This is a genomic window from Streptomyces griseocarneus, from assembly GCF_014655595.1.
In the GTDB taxonomy this organism is placed as follows: domain Bacteria; phylum Actinomycetota; class Actinomycetes; order Streptomycetales; family Streptomycetaceae; genus Streptomyces; species Streptomyces griseocarneus.
This window is the reverse complement of record NZ_BNBL01000012.1, coordinates 11,362-26,301: the sequence shown is the minus strand read 5'-3', so window position 1 is coordinate 26,301 and position 14,940 is coordinate 11,362. Positions and strand designations below refer to the sequence as shown.

Sequence of the window (14,940 nt, the reverse complement as noted above, 5' to 3'; positions counted from 1 at the left end):
CCCCGGACCCGCCCGGGCTCAGCCGCCGTACAGGTCCGCAATCTCACCGGCGAAGTCCCGCGCTATGGCGGCGCGCCTGAGCTTCAGCGACGGCGTGATGTGCCCCGACTCCTCGGTGAAGGAGACCGGCAGCACCGTGAACCGCCGGATCGACTCCGCCCGCGACACCAGCGTGTTCGCGTCGTCCACCGCCTCCTGCAGCGCGGCCCGCAGCGCCGGGTCCGCCACCAGCTCCTGCGGCGGCACCTCCTCCAGGCCGTTCATCTTCTGCCAGTGCGCGAAGCCGTCCTCGTCGAGGGTGATCAGCGCCGCGACGTACGGCCGGTCGTCCCCGACCACCACGCACTGGTCGACCAGCGGGTGCGCCCGCAGCCGGTCCTCCAGCGGGGCGGGGGCGACGTTCTTGCCGCCCGAGGTGACGATCAGCTCCTTCTTGCGGCCGGTGATGGTCAGGTAGCCGTCGTCGTCGAGCGCGCCGATGTCCCCCGTGGCGAACCACTCCCCCTCGTCCGGCCGCACCGCCGCCCGCCCCGCGGCGTCCCAGTACCCGGCGAAGACGTGCCCGCCGCTCAGCAGCACCTCGCCGTCCTCGGCGATGCGCACCCCGCCGCCGGGCAGCGGCCAGCCGACCGTCCCCGGGCGGGGGCGCAGCGGCGGGGTCAGCGTGGCGGCGGCCGTGGTCTCGGTCAGGCCGTAGCCCTCGAAGACCTCGATGCCGGCGCCCGCGTAGAAGGCGGCGAGCCGGGGGCCGAGCGGGGAGCCGCCGCTGATGACGTAGCGGACCCGGCCGCCGAGCGCGGCGCGGATGCGGCGGTAGACCAGCGGGTCGTACAGCGCCCGGGCCGCCCTCAGCCGCGGCCCCGGGCCGGGCCCGGTGCCGTGCCGGCGGGCGGCGACGGCCTCGCCGTGGCGCCGGGCGACGCCGGCGGCGCGGTCGAAGGTGTCGGCGCGGCCCATGCGTTCGGCCGTCGCGCGGCCGGTGTTGTAGATCTTCTCCAGGACGTAGGGGATGGTCAGCAGGAACGTCGGCCGGAACCCTGCGAGGTCGGCGCGCAATTCCTCGGTGCGGATGCTCGGGGCGTGCCCCAGCCGGACCCGCGCCCGCAGGCAGCCGACCGCGACCATGCGCCCGAAGACGTGCGAGAGCGGCAGGAAGAGCAGGGTGGCGGCGGGCTCGCCGGTGGTGGCCCTGAAGACCGGGTGCAGCAACCCCGTCGCGTTGTCGACCTCGGCGAAGAAGTTGGCGTGCGTCAGGACGCAGCCCTTGGGGCGGCCGGTGGTGCCGGAGGTGTAGATGAGGGTGGCGATGTCGTCGGGGGTACGGGCGGCGCGCCGCTCGTCCACCACGGCGTTGGGCAGGGACCGTCCGGCGGCGACGAGTTCGCCGACGGCGTCCTCCTCCAGGCGCCACACGCGGGCGAGGTCCGGCAGGTCCCCGGCGGCGACGAGCTCCGCCTGCTCGGCGGTCTCGACGACGCAGGCGGCCGCCCCGGAGTCGCGCAGGATCCAGTGGGTCTGCACGGGCGAGGAGGTGGGGTAGACGGGGACGGTGACCAGGCCCGCGGCCCAGGCCGCGAAGTCCAGCAGCGTCCACTCGTAGGACGTGCGGGCCATGATGGCGAGCCGGTCGCCGGGCTCCAGCCCCTGGGCGATCAGGCCCTTGGCGACCGAGCGCACCTCGGCGGCGAAGCGGGCGGCGCTGACGTCGCGCCACAGCCCGTCGGGCTGCCTGCGGCCGAGCACCACGTCGTCGGGGGCCTCGGCGGCGTTGTCGAAGGGGAGGTCGCCGAGCGAGCCGCGCGGGGCGGGGCCGGCGAGCGGGGGGACGAAGGCCTCGCGGACGACGCCGGCGACGGCCGTCGTGCGGGGCGGTACGAGCGGAGGCAAGGCGGTGCTGTGCGGTGCGGACACGTGCGGCTCCTGACCCACATGCGAGACCGGCAAGTAACCTTACTCAGCGGTAAATCTATGGCCGTAAATGTACGCCCGGTGGCGGGGGCCGACCAGAGCGCGCCGGCCCGGGCGGCTCACGGGCGGGCGGCGCACGTCCAGCGCCGCCCGTTCATGAGGTTGTCCAGCCCCACCCACACCACGTTCATCAGCGTCTCCGCCGTCTCCTTCTCCGCGGGCACGGTGCCCGCCCCGGAGTTGGCCCAGCCCGCCAGCGACTCGGCGGCACCCACGACCGCGTGCGCCAGCCCGGCGGCCTCGTGGGGCGCCAGCGGCACGGCGGGCGCGGCGGCCCGGGCGGTCTCCCCGATCAGCCGGGTGACCAGGTCGACGATCTGCTGCCGCAGCCCCGCCACCACCAGCGCGAACGGCTCCCCGTGGGTACGGGCCTGACAGCTGAGAACCGCCCAGCCGGCGGGGTGCTCGGCGGTGTGCGCGAAGAAGGCGAGCAGCCCGCACCACAGCCGCCGGTCGGCGGGCGCGTCCGGCTCGGTCGCCCCCCGCACCGCCGCGAGCAGCGCCTCGGCCTCGCGCCGGATGCACGCGCTGAAGAGGTCTTCCTTGGAGTTCAGGTAGAGGTACACCAGCGGCTTGGAGGCGCCGGCCAGCTCGGCGATCTCGTCCATGGACGCGGCGTTGTAGCCGCGCCGGGCGAACACCTCCACGGCCGCGTCGAGCATCTGCCGCTCGCGCACCTCCCGGGGCATCCGCTTGGTCTTGCCGCTGCCCTTGCGCTTGGCTCCGGACTGCGCGGGCTTGATGGAACTCATGACATTCATGACAAAATCCCTCCCCCCCGTCACGTTACCGGCAGGTAATATCACGGGGAGGAGGGACGTCAAGGGTGGAGATCAAGCCGCCCCGCTCACGCGGCGACGGGCTCCGGCTCCGCCGGCGCGGCCGGCTCCAGACGGGAGCCGTCGGCCGTCTCGTACGCCTCGCGGTCCAGGATCTTCTCCCGCGACGCGACGATGATCGGGATCACGGACTGCCCGGCGACGTTCGTCGCGGTGCGCATCATGTCCACGATCGGGTCGATGGCCAGCAGCAGGCCCACGCCCGCCATCGGCAGGCCCAGCGTCGACAGGGTCAGGGTCAGCATCACCGTGGCGCCGGTCAGGCCGGCGGTCGCGGCGGAGCCGATGACCGAGACGAAGACGATCAGGACGTAGTCCTTGATCTCCAGCGGCACGTCGAAGACCTGGGCGACGAAGATCGCGGCGATGGCCGGGTAGATCGAGGCGCAGCCGTCCATCTTGGTCGTGGAGCCGAACGGCACCGCGAAGGAGGCGTACTCCTTCGGCACGCCGAGGCGCTCGGTGACCTTCTGCGTCAGCGGCATGGTGCCGACGGAGGAGCGGGAGACGAAGGCCAGCTGGATGGCCGGCCAGGCGCCCTTGAAGAAGCGCAGCGGGTTGACCTTGGCGACCGTGGCCAGCAGCAGCGGGTAGACGCCGAACAGCACGATGGCGCAGCCGACGTAGATGTCGGCGGTGAAGGTCGCGTACTTGCTGATCAGGCCCCAGCCGTAGGTGTAGACGGCCTTGCCGACCAGGCCCAGGCTGCCGAGCGGGGCGAGCCGGATGACCCACCACAGCACCTTCTGCAGCAGCTGGAGCACGGACTCGCTGAAGGTCAGCAGCGGCTGGGCCTTCTCGCCGATCTGCAGCACGGCGACGCCGGCGACGGCGGCCATGAAGACGATCTGCAGGACGTTCAGCTCGGTGAAGGGCGTGATGACGTCGGTGGGGACGATGCCGGTGAGGAAGTCCAGCCACGAGCCGTGCTTCTTGGGCTCGGCGCCGTCGGCGGCGGTCAGGCCGGTGCCGGCGCCCGGGTCGGTGAGCAGGCCGATGGCGAGGCCGATGACGACCGCGATCAGCGACGTGATCATGAACCAGAGCAGGGTGCGGGTGGCCAGCCGGGCGGCGTTGGAGACGTTCCGCAGGTTGGTGATCGACACCAGGATGGCGAAGAACACCAGCGGCGCGACCACCACCATCAGCAGCTGGACGAAGATGCTGCCGGTCTTGTCGAGGGCGGTCTGCAGCCAGGAGACGTCACCGCTCTTGGCGACCCAGCCCAGCAGGGCGCCCAGCACGAGGGCGAGCAGGATCTGGGCCCAGAAGGGGACGGACAGGATGCGCGATATGCGCCCGCGCTGAGCGGACGCCGGGTTGGACGGGGGCGTCGACATGCCGACCACGTTAACACCGGCACTTTGAGTCACCCAAAGGGAAACTTTGAGGCGCGCGGTGCCCGAAATGCGCCGACGCCCTGGCGCGGAAGGGGTATTCCGCGACAGGGCGTCGATGAGGTGTGAGAAGACTTACGCGCCGTTGCGGGCGCCGTCCTCCTGGCCGGCGCTGGCGTCGAAGCGGGCCTTGGCCCGGTCCACGCGCTCGACGATCTGCTCCGACATGGCGTCGCGCTGCTTGCGCAGCAGGACCCAGCTGAGCGGAGCGGAGAGGACGAGCGCGAGCAGCACCATCCAGACGAGGTTGGAGTCACCGACCCCGAGCGGGATGACATGCGCGTAGCACAGCACCCACACCAGGGCGAAGCATGCGACGAGCAGGCCGAGACGCAGGGCGGTGTAGCGGAGCGACGCGTACTTCTGGCTACTCACGGACGGGACCTTCTTCTCGACGACGACCGAAAGGGGCAGGCTCAGTCAAACACAGCCAGTACAGCACGCCCCGAAGTGGATCTCAGACCCGCATCGGCTGCGGCGATTCGCGCAGCGAGGCGTCCGGACCCGGGTACTCGCGGATGATCTCGTAGCGCGTGTTGCGCTCGACCGGCCGGAAGCCGGCCTCGCGGATGAGCTCCAGCAGGTCGTCGCGGGTGAGCTTGTTCGGCGTGCCGTAGTTGTCGGCATCGTGGGTGATCTTGTACTCCACGACCGAGCCGTCCATGTCGTCCGCGCCGTGCTGCAGCGCGAGCTGGGCGGTCTGGACGCCGTGCATCACCCAGAACACCTTCACGTGCGGCACGTTGTCGAACAGCAGCCGCGAGACCGCGAAGGTCTTGAGCGCCTCGGCGCCCGTCGCCATGGACGTGCGCGCCTGCAGGCGGTTGCGGATCTTGCCGTCCTTCATGTCCACGAAGTCGTGCTGGTAGCGCAGCGGGATGAAGACGTGGAAGCCGCCGGTCTCGTCCTGCAGCTCGCGCAGCCGCAGCACGTGGTCCACGCGGTGGCGGGGCTCCTCGATGTGCCCGTAGAGCATCGTGCAGGGGCCCTTGAGGCCCTTGGAGTGCGCCAGGCGGTGGATGCGCGACCAGTCCTCCCAGTGGGTGTCGTGGTCGACGATGTGCTGGCGGACCTCCCAGTCGAAGATCTCCGCACCGCCACCGGTGAGCGACTCCAGGCCGGCGTCGATCAGCTCGTCGAGGATCTCGTCGGCGGGCATCCCGGAGATCTTCTCGAAGTGCTGGATCTCGGTGGCGGTGAAGGCCTTCAGGGAGACGTTCGGCAGCGCTTCCTTCAGCGCCCGCAGGGAGCGCGGGTAGTAGCGCCAGGGCAGGGTGGGGTGGAGGCCGTTGACGATGTGCAGCTCGGTGAGGTGCTCGTTCTCCATCGCCTTGGCGAGGCGGACGGCCTCCTCGATGCGCATGGTGTACGCGTCCTTCTCGCCCGGCTTGCGCTGGAACGAGCAGTACGCGCACGACGCCGTGCACACATTGGTCATGTTGAGGTGACGGTTGACGTTGAAGTGGACGACGTCGCCGTTCTTGCGCGTGCGCACCTCGTTGGCGAGGCCGCCCAGCCAGGCCAGGTCGTCGGACTCGTACAGAGCGATGCCGTCCTCGCGGGTGAGCCGCTCACCGGCGTGGACCTTCTCCTCCAGCTCACGCTTGAGCCCCGCGTCCATGGATGCGCCCGCCTCTCTGTCACTTCCGCTGCTGCGTCAACCTCAACGAGCGTACTCCCCCGCCCTCACGCCTCCTCGGGGAGCTCACCCACCCGGTTCTCCCACTTGGTGGACAGCACGATGGTCGTGCGGGTGCGGCTGACGCCCTTGGTGCCCGACAGGCGGCGGATGGTGCGCTCCAGGCCGTCCACGTCGCCGACGCGGACCTTGAGCATGTAGGAGTCGTCGCCGGCGATGAACCAGCAGTCCTCGATCTCCTCCAGGTCGCGCAGCCGCCGGGCCACGTCCTCGTGGTCGGCGGCGTCCGAGAGCTGAATGCCGATCAGCGCGGTGACGCCGAGGCCGAGCGACGCGGAGTTGACGGTCGCGCGGTAGCCGGTGATGACGCCCGCCGCCTCCAGGCGGTTGATCCGGTCCGTGACGCTCGGCCCGGACAGGCCGACGAGCCTGCCCAGCTCCGCGTACGAGGCCCGGCCGTTCTCCCGCAGAGCCTGGATGAGCTGCCTGTCCACCGCGTCCATTGCCTGGCACCTTTCAATAATCAGCGAAGTCGCCGGTTTACGTGTAGAATCTAAGGCGTACGGGGCTCCAAGCCCCGCAAATCTTTCACCAGATCAGCGAATCAACGACGATCCTTCGATCTCAGGAGTGAAGCGCCCGTGTACTCGATCGAGATGGCCTACGCCCGCATGCGTGAGCTGCAGGACCTGGCCAACCGCTCGCGTGCCCACCAGCCCGCCGACTCGCGCCGTACGGCCGCGAAGATCCGCATCCCGCGCGCGAAGAAGCGCTAACCCGCGCGGCGGGGACCACTGGCACCACCGAGTTCTCCTTCCCATCGGCGGTACAGCCGGTGCGGCACCCCCGCCGCGTCCAGCACCCGTCCGGCGACGAAGTCCACCAGATCCTGGATGTGCGTCGCCCCCGCGTAGAACGCCGGTGAGGCGGGCAGCACCACGGCTCCCGCTTCGTCGAGCGCCACGAGCTGCTTGAGCGTCTGTCCGCTGAGCGGCGTCTCCCGCACCGCGACGATCAACGGCCGTCGCTCCTTGAGCGTCACGCTCGCCACTCGCTGCAGAAGATCCTTCGACAGCCCCATGGCCACTCCGGCCACACACGCCGTGCTCGCCGGGACGATCAGCATCCCCTTCACCGGATACGAGCCCGACGACGGCCCGGCGGCGAGGTCGCCCGCCGCCCAGTACCGCACGTCGGACACGTCGGCGTCGAAGGTCGCCGGCTTGCCGTCCGCCCCCAGCGCCAGCCAGGCGCGCAGGTCGTCCCGCCAGTGCGCGTCCCGGAACGCGATTCCCGTCTCGTCCAGCAGCGTCAGCCGCGAGGCCCGGCTGACCACCAGGTCCACCGCCTCGCCCGCCGCCAGCAGCCCGCGCACCACGGCCGCGGCGTACGGCGTCCCGGACGCGCCGGAAACGCCCACCACCCACGGCCGGCGCTGCGTTGTGTGTTCGTACCGCTCCACGCCCCGAGCCTATCCGCAGGCCGGAGTCACGGCCGAAAAGTCCTTTGACATGCTTAATCTTCCTGGCATTGATTAGGTTTTGCCCAGGATCAGTCAATTGGGGGAGTCATCATCCACCGCACGCACAAGGGCCTCGCCGCGCTCGCCGGCGTGGCACTCATAGCCGCCGCGTCCACCGCCTGCGAGCCCGGCAAGCTCGGTACCGCGGCCAAGGTCGAGCGCGCCTTCGACAAACTGGGCAAGCAGAAGTCGTACTCCGCGGAGATGTCCTTCGACGCGGACGCCGAGAAGATCTACGGCGCCCTCAAGGACACCGACGACTTCGACCGCGACGACGCCGACGTGCTCGCGGGCATGAAGTACTCCTTCTCGGCCGCCTACGACAAGCCGCTCAAGGACGTCACCGACAAGGACGACAAGAGCGCGAAGGTCGCCTACAAGGTGAACCGCGCCGGCAAGCAGCTCGTCGAGGTCCGCTCCACCGACGGCAAGTCCTACGTGCGCAGCGACCTCAAGGAGGTCGTCTCCCTCGTCCAGAGCTCCGGCAGGGGCGGCCGGGCCTCGGGGCCGGGCAGCACGCCGGGGGCGGCCCTCGACGAGATGATGAAGAAGGCCGACCAGCTGCCCGCCTCCATGGGCGCGGTCAAGAGCGCCCTCAAGGGCGAGTGGGTCGTCCTCGACAACGCCGCCGCCGAGGAGTTCGCCAAGTCCCAGGGCAGCGACTCCGCCGGCGGACCGAACCCCTTCTCGCCCGACGGCAAGTCCCAGAAGCGGTTCCTCGACGCCTTCCGCAAGGCGCTCGGCGACAACGCGCAGTTCAAGGACGCGGGCAAGAAGAACGGCGTGGACCACGTGCTGGTCACCGTCCCGGCCAAGAAGGTCGCCGAGGACGTCAAGGAGGGCCTCAAGCCCCTGAAGGACAAGCTGAACCCCTTCGGCAAGCAGGACAAGGCCGCGGACGACGACCTCGAGGACTTCCCCGACAAGGTCACGGTCGACGTCGCCATCAAGAACGGCACGCTCACCGGGCTGACCGTCGACGCCGCCCAGTTCGACAAGAAGGCCAAGGGCGAACTGCCGCTGACCATCACCCTCAAGGCCGGCGACACGGCAGCCGTCGAGGCCCCCGCCGGCGCCAAGGAACTCAAGCCGCAGGACCTCCTCGGCGCGCTCATGACCATGGGCGGCGACCGCCTCGGCGACGAGGACGGATCGGGGAGGCACGTGCGCCCGGAGAAGAGCGGCTTCGAGGGCATCTGACGCCGTGACACGCACGTGACGGCATGAAAGGGGCGGCCCCACCTCGAGAGGTGGGGCCGCCCCTTTTCAGGTCCGTACGGCGGTCAGGCCGGCGACAGCCCCCGCACCAGCAGGTCGAGCAGCGCGCAGACGAAGAGCGCGATGCCGATGAAACCGTTCACCGTGAAGAACGCCCTGTTCAGACGCGACAGATCGCCCGGCCGGACGATCGCGTGCTCGTAGAGGAAGGCCCCCGCGACCACCACGAGCCCGGTCCAGAAGAACACGCCCGCGTGCGTGGCCAGCGCGTACCAGACCAGCAGCGCCGTGGTGATCGCATGGCACACGCGCGCCCCGTACAGCGCGGCCGGGATGCCGAAGCGGGCCGGGGTCGACTTCACGCCGTGGGCGCGGTCGGCGGCCACGTCCTGGCAGGCGAAGATCAGGTCGAAGCCGCCGATCCACACGCCGACCGCGAGGCCGAGGATCACCGCGTCCCACGACCACTCCCCCGTCACCGCGAGCCACGCGCCCACCGGGCCCATGGCCTGGGCGAGGCCCAGGATCGCGTGCGGGAAGTCGGTGAAGCGCTTGCCGTAGGGATAGACCACCATCGGGACCACCGCGATCGGCGCCAGCGCCAGGCACAGCGGGTTGAGCAGGGCGGCCGCGCCGAGGAAGAAGACGACGGCGATCAGCGCGCCGGTCCACGCCGAGCGCACGGACACCGCGCCGGTGACCAGCTCGCGGGAGGCGGTGCGCGGGTTACGGGCGTCGATCTCGCGGTCGATGATGCGGTTGCAGGCCATGGCGAACGTGCGCAGGCCCACCATGGCGACGGTGACCAGCAGCAGGCGCCACCAGTCGATGCGCTCCTCCTCGACGAACATCGCCGTCAGCGAGGCGATGTAGGCGAAGGGCAGCGCGAAGACGGAGTGTTCGATCATGACGACGCGCAGGAAGCCGCGGGCGCGGCCCATCTGCGGTACGGCGGCGGCGGAGGCGCTCACAGTCCGTACTCCTTCCAGCGGCGGTCGACCTTCGCCGCGGTCTCCGGGTCCGACTCGACCATCTGCGGCCACCCGCCGTCGCGCGTGTAGCCCTCCTCGGGCCACTTCGCGGTGGCGTCGATGCCCGCCTTGCCGCCCCAGAACTGCTGGTACGAGGCGTGGTCGAGGTGGTCGACCGGGCCCTCGACGACGGTGAGGTCGCGGGCGTAGTCGGTGTTGCCCAGGGCTCGCCAGGACACCTCGTGCAGGTCGTGGACGTCGCAGTCGGAGTCGACGACGATGATCAGCTTGGTCAGCGACATCATGTGCGCGCCCCAGATGGCGTGCATGACCTTCTGGGCGTGCTTGGGGTACTTCTTGTCGATCGAGACGATCGCGCAGTTGTGGAAGCCGCCGGACTCCGGCAGGTGGTAGTCCACGATGTCGGGGACGATCACCTTGAGCAGCGGCAGGAAGAAGCGCTCGGTGGCCCGGCCCAGCGGCCCGTCCTCCGTCGGCGGGCGGCCGACGACGATCGACTGGAGCAGCGGGCGCCGGCGCATCGTCACGCAGTCGATGGTCAGCGCGGGGAACGGCTCCTGCGGCGTGTAGAAGCCGGTGTGGTCGCCGAAGGGGCCCTCGGGGAGCATCTCCCCGGGCTCGAGCCAGCCCTCGATGACGACCTCGGCCTGCGCCGGGACCTGCAGCGGGACGGTCTTGCAGTCGACCATCTCGATGCGCTTGCCCTGGATGAAGCCGGCGAAGAGGTACTCGTCGATGTCGCCGGGCAGCGGCGCGGTGGAGGCGTAGGTCACGGCCGGCGGGCAGCCGAAGGCGATGGCGACCGGCAGGCGCTCGCCGCGCTTGGCGGCCACCTGGTAGTGGTTGCGGCTGTCCTTGTGGATCTGCCAGTGCATGCCGATGGTGCGCTTGTCGTGGCGCTGGAGGCGGTAGAGGCCGAGGTTGCGGACGCCGGTCTCGGGGTGCTTGGTGTGGGTGAGACCGAGGTTGAAGAAGGAGCCGCCGTCCTCGGGCCAGGTGAAGAGCGCCGGCAGCTGGTCGAGGTCGACGTCGTCGCCGGTGAGGACGACCTCCTGGACCGGCGCGTCCTTGACCTTCTTCGGCGGTACGTGCGCCATCGCGCCCAGCTTGCCGAAGGCCTCGCGCATGCCGATGAAGCCCTGCGGCAGCTCGGGCTTGAGCAGCCCGCCGATCTTCTCGCTGATCTCCTCGTAGGACTTCAGGCCGAGGGCCTTGAGGAGGCGGCGGTCGGTGCCGAAGACGTTCATGGCCAGCGGCATCGCCGCGCCCTTGACGTTCTCGAAGAGGAGCGCGGGACCGCCCGACTTGTTCACTCTGTCGACGATCTCCCCGATTTCCAGGTACGGGTCGACTTCAGCCTTGATGCGCTTGAGATCGCCATCGCGCTCCAGTGCCCGCAGGAAGGAGCGAAGATCGTCGTAAGCCATGCGTTCCAGTATCGAGCACGCACTACCCTGGACCCGTCACGGGGGCCGCCGAGCGGCCCGCATCACCGCTCTCCGGGGGCCGCCGCCATGCTCAGGTATCTGCCGTTCCTGCTGATCCTGGCACTGTGGATCTACGCCTTCATCGACTGCCTGAACACTCCGGAGAACGAGGTGCGGGGCATGCCGAAGATGGCATGGGTGTTCGTCATCCTGCTCTTCGGCGAGGTGCTCGTGGGCCCGGTGGCCTGGCTGGTCGCCGGCCGGCCCCGCGCCCGTACGCACGGCCGCCCGGCGCGCCGGGAGTGGGTGGCGCCGGACGACAACCCGGAGTTCCTGCGCTCGCTGAAGAAGGACGACGACACGGACCAGGGCGGCGAGGGCCCCAAGGGCTAGCGCTCTCCGCGCTCGTAGCGCTCCCTCAGCTCGCGCCAGCGGTCCATCGTCCACTGCGACCAGTCGGCCGGCTGCCCGCCGAGGGCCTGCAGCAGGTACTCGAAGTGGTGGTGCCAGCCGGCGAGGCAGTCCAGGCGGACGTCCTCGGTGCCGGTCATCTCGTTGGTGAAGTGCAGCAGTGTCCCGCCGACGCCCAGCGGCCCGCGTTCCAGCTCGAAGCGGATCCGCCCGTGGATCTCGACGGTGTACTCGACGAGCCGCTGCGGCTCCCAGGCCGTCACCCGGCCCGGCGCCACGGTGGCGTGGCCCTTCGCGTCGGTGTTCTGCCACCGCAGCGTGATCGCCCCGCCCTCGCGCTGCTCGAACGGATCGGCGACGGCCAGCCAGGCCGGCAGCCCCTCGGGGGTGGCGATGGCGGCCCACACCTCGTCGACGGGGTACGGAATCGACAGCTCGTAGCGCAGGACGTGGATGTCGCCCTTGGTCTCGGACGCACCGTAGGGGGAGGGGATCTCCATGGTCCACGTCTAACACGGCCGGCCGCGCCGCGCGCGCCGGTCGCGGGCCGTTCGGAGCTCGCAGGAAGGCCCGCTGCCCCCGAACGGGGCAGCGGGCCTTTCGTGCGTGCGCGCGTGCGGCGCGGGCGGTCACACCCCCGCGTAGGAGTGCTTGCCGCTCAGCAGGATGTTCACGCCGTAGTAGTTGAAGAGGTAGCAGGCGAAGGCCAGCAGGGCCAGGTAGGCGGCCTTGCGGCCCTTCCAGCCGGCGGTGGCGCGGGCGTGGAGGTAGCAGGCGTAGGCGACCCAGGTGATGAAGGACCAGACCTCCTTGGGGTCCCAGCCCCAGTAGCGGCCCCAGGCGGCCTCGGCCCAGATCGCGCCCGCGATGATCGTGAACGTCCACAGCGGGAAGACGGTGGCGTTGATGCGGTACGCGAACTTGTCGAGCGTGGCGGCCGACGGCAGGCGGGAGAGGACGTTGTCCCAGGCGCCGGCGGGGCGGCCCTCGGCGGCGCGCAGCTCGTGGGAGTCGCGGAAGAGGTAGAACAGGCTCGACGTCGCGCCCACCCACAGCGCCGCGCCCGAGAGGATGGCGCAGGAGACGTGGATCCACAGCCAGTACGAGTGCAGGGCGGGGACCAGCTGGTCGCTGTCGGTGTAGAGCACGGAGACGGCCAGGCCCAGGTCGAGGAGGATCGACGTGGTCAGCGGCAGGCCCAGCCAGCGGACGTTCTTCTTGGCGAGGAGCAGGCCGAGGTACACGCCGACGGCGGCCATGGCGAAGGTCGTGGAGAACTCGTACATGTTGCCCCACGGCGCCCGCTGCACCGACAGCGCGCGGCTGAGCACGCCGCCCACGTGCAGGGCGAAGGCCAGCACGGTCAGCGAGACGGCGATGCGGCCGTAGAGGTCGCCCTTCTCGCTGCCGCCGGCGGCGCCGGGGCCGTCGGGGACGTCGCGGCTGCCGGGGGCGGAGCGGGTGACGACCTTGGGGCGCTCCAGGACGGCCGTGCCGCCGCTCTGCGCGCTCTTGGCGGTGGTGACGGTCACGGCCGGCGTCGCCGGTGCCGTGAGCGCGGCCGCGGTCCGGCCGACGGCGCTGCGGCTGCCGAAGACCCACTCGGCGATGTGCGCGAGGAAGGCGAGGGTGTAGACGGCCATGGCCGAGTAGACCAGCACATTGCTGATGTGGGCCAGGTTCTCGTTGGTTGCGGCGGCGAGGGTCACGCGCGCGCTCCTTCGGACGTTTCGGCGGGGGCTTCGGGGGCTGGGGAGGCGCCTTCGCGGGCGTCGTCGGTGGCGTCGTCACCCGCGTCGGTGGCGTCGTCGTCACCGTCGCCGGCGGCCACCGGCGGGGCGTCGGGCTGCAGGGCCGCGGCCAGGTCGGCGAGCTCCTCGGGCAGCCGGGCGGACTCGCTGCGGCCGAGGCCGGCCAGCTCCACGACCGTGGTGCCGTCGGCGCCCTTGACGGCCCGCACCCACACCCGGCGGCGCTGGATGAACAGCGACCCGGCCAGGCCGATCAGCGCCGCCACGGCGCCGGCCAGCGCGGTGGCGTTGCCCGGCTTCTGGGAGACCTGGAAGGTGGCCCACTGGCGGATGCCGTCGAAGTGCAGCGAGCCCGCGCCGTCCGGCAGCGTCATGGTGTCGCCGACCTTCATCGCCTGGGCGAAGGCCCTGCCGTCCTCGTTCTTGAACTGCTTCATCTTCGTCGTGTCGAGCTGGTACACGCTCTGCGGCACGCCCGAGTCGACGCCGAGGCTGCCCCGGTAGGCGGTCAGCACCAGCCGCGGATTGTCCAGCGCGGGGAACTGGCTGAACATGGTGCCGGTGCGCAGGTCCAGCGTGGGCACGAAGTTGCCCTGGAAGCCGAGGTCGTCCGGCTTGCCGTCCTTGTCGCGGTAGTCGGCCACCTTCAGCACCGAGGTCTCGGTGACGTTGCTGTCCAGCGGCAGCGAGGGGATCGGGCCCCTGAAGGCGATGTCGCCCTTGCCGTCGCGGACGGTGACCATCGGGGCGTAGCCGTGGCCGATGAGGTAGACCTTCGAGCGGCTGGTCTCCAGCGGCTCGTTCACCTTGATGGTGGCCTTGCGGCGCGGGGCGCCGGGCTTGTCCCGGTACGTGACGTGGGCGGCGTAGTCGCGCGGCGTGCCCTTCTGGGGGCCGGTGCGCTCGTAGGTCCCGGAGAAGCTGTCGAGGTCGAACTCGAAGGGGTCGAGGTCGTCGGCGTCGAACAGCGAGCCGGCCTTGAAGTCGTCGTACTGGGTGAGGGTGTTCGCGAAGCCGTCGCCCTCGACGACGAGCTTGCCGCCCTCGGACTTCCACAGCTGGCCGGAGGCGAAGGCCACCAGCAGCACGATCAGGGAGATGTGGAAGAGGAGGTTGCCGGCCTCGCGGAGGTAGCCCTTCTCGCCGCCGACCGAGCCGGCGGCCGTCTCCGTGCGGAAGCGGCGTCGCTTGAGCAGCCGGCCGGCCGCGGCCAGCACCTGCTCCGGCTCCGCCTCCGTGCGCCAGGTGGCGTGGGCGGGCATCCGGTCCAGGTGGCGCGGGGCGGCGGGCGGGCGGCCGCGCAGCTGGCCGACGAACTTCCAGGTGCGCGGGACGATGCAGCCGATGAGGGAGACGAACAGCAGGATGTAGATCGCCGAGAACCACACCGAGCTGTAGACGTGGAAGAGCCCGAGCTTCTCGTACAGGGGCGCGAGGCTCTCGTGTTCCTTCTGCCACTGCTCGGCCTTGAGCTGGTCGACGCCGGTCTGCGGCACGAGCGAGCCGGGGATGGTGGCGAGCGAGAGCAGGAACAGCAGCAGCAGCGCCACCCGCATGGAGGTCAGCTGGCGCCAGCACCAGCGCACCCAGCCCGTCGCCTCGCGGGCGGACCAGGCCAGCCACCCCAGCGCGCCGGGGGCGCGCACGCCGCCGAACGAGCCGGGCATCGCCTGGCCCCGGTCCTCGGCGGGGGCGGTGGACATGCTCGCGCCCGCGGCGCCGGCCTCGGATTCCTCCGGGGCCGGTGCGGATGCGCTCTTATCGGTCTTGGCCATC

At 70.8% G+C, this 14,940-nt stretch carries 15 protein-coding genes; 3 read left to right on the top strand and 12 right to left on the bottom strand.

Annotated features, from left to right (window positions below):
* Positions 1–18: 18 nt before the first annotated feature.
* From IE295_RS26355 to IE295_RS26330, 6 genes are all read right to left on the bottom strand, one after another.
* On the bottom strand, positions 19–1,911 hold the full coding sequence (locus IE295_RS26355; protein ID WP_190066280.1) for an AMP-dependent synthetase/ligase: 1,893 nt from the start codon (positions 1,909–1,911) through the stop codon (positions 19–21).
* A 116-nt stretch (positions 1,912–2,027) separates the two neighbouring features.
* Positions 2,028–2,720 carry a TetR/AcrR family transcriptional regulator gene (locus tag IE295_RS26350; protein ID WP_224323546.1) on the bottom strand — a complete coding sequence of 231 codons (693 nt, stop codon included), beginning with the start codon at positions 2,718–2,720 and terminating at the stop codon, positions 2,028–2,030.
* Between the two features lie 95 nt (positions 2,721–2,815).
* On the bottom strand, positions 2,816–4,147 hold the full coding sequence (locus tag IE295_RS26345) for a dicarboxylate/amino acid:cation symporter (protein ID WP_190066279.1): 1,332 nt from the start codon (positions 4,145–4,147) through the stop codon (positions 2,816–2,818).
* A 132-nt stretch (positions 4,148–4,279) separates the two neighbouring features.
* Complete coding sequence (locus IE295_RS26340) at positions 4,280–4,579, bottom strand: DUF4229 domain-containing protein (protein ID WP_190066278.1); 300 nt, start codon at positions 4,577–4,579, stop codon at positions 4,280–4,282.
* A gap of 82 nt (positions 4,580–4,661) precedes the next feature.
* Entirely contained in the window at positions 4,662–5,825 is a 1,164-nt protein-coding gene (gene mqnE, locus IE295_RS26335; protein ID WP_190066277.1) for an aminofutalosine synthase MqnE, read from the bottom strand.
* A gap of 65 nt (positions 5,826–5,890) precedes the next feature.
* On the bottom strand, positions 5,891–6,346 hold the full coding sequence (locus tag IE295_RS26330) for an Lrp/AsnC family transcriptional regulator (protein ID WP_086567598.1): 456 nt from the start codon (positions 6,344–6,346) through the stop codon (positions 5,891–5,893).
* 138 nt (positions 6,347–6,484) lie between these two features.
* Between IE295_RS26330 and IE295_RS34200 the strand changes: the two genes are divergently transcribed.
* Positions 6,485–6,619, top strand: coding sequence for a hypothetical protein (locus IE295_RS34200; protein WP_263454117.1), 135 nt, complete (start codon positions 6,485–6,487; stop codon positions 6,617–6,619).
* On the opposite strand, the gene IE295_RS26325 is transcribed toward IE295_RS34200, so the two are convergent.
* Positions 6,616–7,305, bottom strand: coding sequence for a UbiX family flavin prenyltransferase (locus IE295_RS26325; protein WP_190066276.1), 690 nt, complete (start codon positions 7,303–7,305; stop codon positions 6,616–6,618). The genes IE295_RS34200 and IE295_RS26325 overlap by 4 nt on opposite strands.
* A gap of 150 nt (positions 7,306–7,455) precedes the next feature.
* On the opposite strand from IE295_RS26325, the gene IE295_RS26320 reads away from it, so the two are divergent.
* The gene (locus IE295_RS26320; protein ID WP_190066275.1) at positions 7,456–8,565 is read left to right on the top strand and encodes a hypothetical protein; all 1,110 of its coding nucleotides are present in this window, start codon (positions 7,456–7,458) and stop codon (positions 8,563–8,565) included.
* Between the two features lie 83 nt (positions 8,566–8,648).
* Here IE295_RS26320 and mqnP read toward each other — a convergent pair whose 3' ends face one another.
* On the bottom strand, positions 8,649–9,554 hold the full coding sequence (gene mqnP / locus IE295_RS26315) for a menaquinone biosynthesis prenyltransferase MqnP (RefSeq protein ID WP_190066274.1): 906 nt from the start codon (positions 9,552–9,554) through the stop codon (positions 8,649–8,651).
* Entirely contained in the window at positions 9,551–11,002 is a 1,452-nt protein-coding gene (locus tag IE295_RS26310; RefSeq protein ID WP_190066273.1) for a menaquinone biosynthesis decarboxylase, read from the bottom strand. Before IE295_RS26310 ends, mqnP begins: the two co-directional genes overlap by 4 nt.
* A gap of 87 nt (positions 11,003–11,089) precedes the next feature.
* Here IE295_RS26310 and IE295_RS26305 point away from each other — a divergent pair, with 87 nt between their 5' ends.
* Positions 11,090–11,395: a PLD nuclease N-terminal domain-containing protein gene (locus tag IE295_RS26305; RefSeq protein ID WP_190066272.1), complete on the top strand. Its 306-nt coding sequence runs from the start codon at positions 11,090–11,092 to the stop codon at positions 11,393–11,395.
* Here IE295_RS26305 and IE295_RS26300 read toward each other — a convergent pair.
* The 3 genes from IE295_RS26300 to resB form a co-directional block, all read right to left on the bottom strand.
* A complete protein-coding gene (locus IE295_RS26300; protein WP_190066271.1) occupies positions 11,392–11,913 on the bottom strand; it encodes an SRPBCC domain-containing protein in 522 nt (173 codons plus the stop codon). The genes IE295_RS26305 and IE295_RS26300 overlap by 4 nt on opposite strands.
* Before the next feature lie 129 nt (positions 11,914–12,042).
* Positions 12,043–13,122: a c-type cytochrome biogenesis protein CcsB gene (gene ccsB, locus IE295_RS26295; protein ID WP_190066270.1), complete on the bottom strand. Its 1,080-nt coding sequence runs from the start codon at positions 13,120–13,122 to the stop codon at positions 12,043–12,045.
* The gene (gene resB / locus IE295_RS26290; protein ID WP_190066269.1) at positions 13,119–14,939 is read right to left on the bottom strand and encodes a cytochrome c biogenesis protein ResB; all 1,821 of its coding nucleotides are present in this window, start codon (positions 14,937–14,939) and stop codon (positions 13,119–13,121) included. Before resB ends, ccsB begins: the two co-directional genes overlap by 4 nt.
* Between the last annotated feature and the right edge of the window lies 1 nt (position 14,940).

What these genes read in the sequence shown, in the direction of transcription:
- IE295_RS26305 (WP_190066272.1), top strand. Translation starts at nt 11,090, where the DNA reads ATGCTCAGGTATCTGCCGTTCCTGCTGATCCTGGCACTGTGGATCTAC.
- IE295_RS26330 (WP_086567598.1), bottom strand. Translation starts at nt 6,346, where the DNA reads ATGGACGCGGTGGACAGGCAGCTCATCCAGGCTCTGCGGGAGAACGGC.
- resB (WP_190066269.1), bottom strand. Translation starts at nt 14,939, where the DNA reads ATGGCCAAGACCGATAAGAGCGCATCCGCACCGGCCCCGGAGGAATCC.
- IE295_RS26310 (WP_190066273.1), bottom strand. Translation starts at nt 11,002, where the DNA reads ATGGCTTACGACGATCTTCGCTCCTTCCTGCGGGCACTGGAGCGCGAT.
- mqnE (WP_190066277.1), bottom strand. Translation starts at nt 5,825, where the DNA reads ATGGACGCGGGGCTCAAGCGTGAGCTGGAGGAGAAGGTCCACGCCGGT.
- IE295_RS26300 (WP_190066271.1), bottom strand. Translation starts at nt 11,913, where the DNA reads ATGGAGATCCCCTCCCCCTACGGTGCGTCCGAGACCAAGGGCGACATC.
- IE295_RS26345 (WP_190066279.1), bottom strand. Translation starts at nt 4,147, where the DNA reads ATGTCGACGCCCCCGTCCAACCCGGCGTCCGCTCAGCGCGGGCGCATA.
- IE295_RS26350 (WP_224323546.1), bottom strand. Translation starts at nt 2,720, where the DNA reads ATGAGTTCCATCAAGCCCGCGCAGTCCGGAGCCAAGCGCAAGGGCAGC.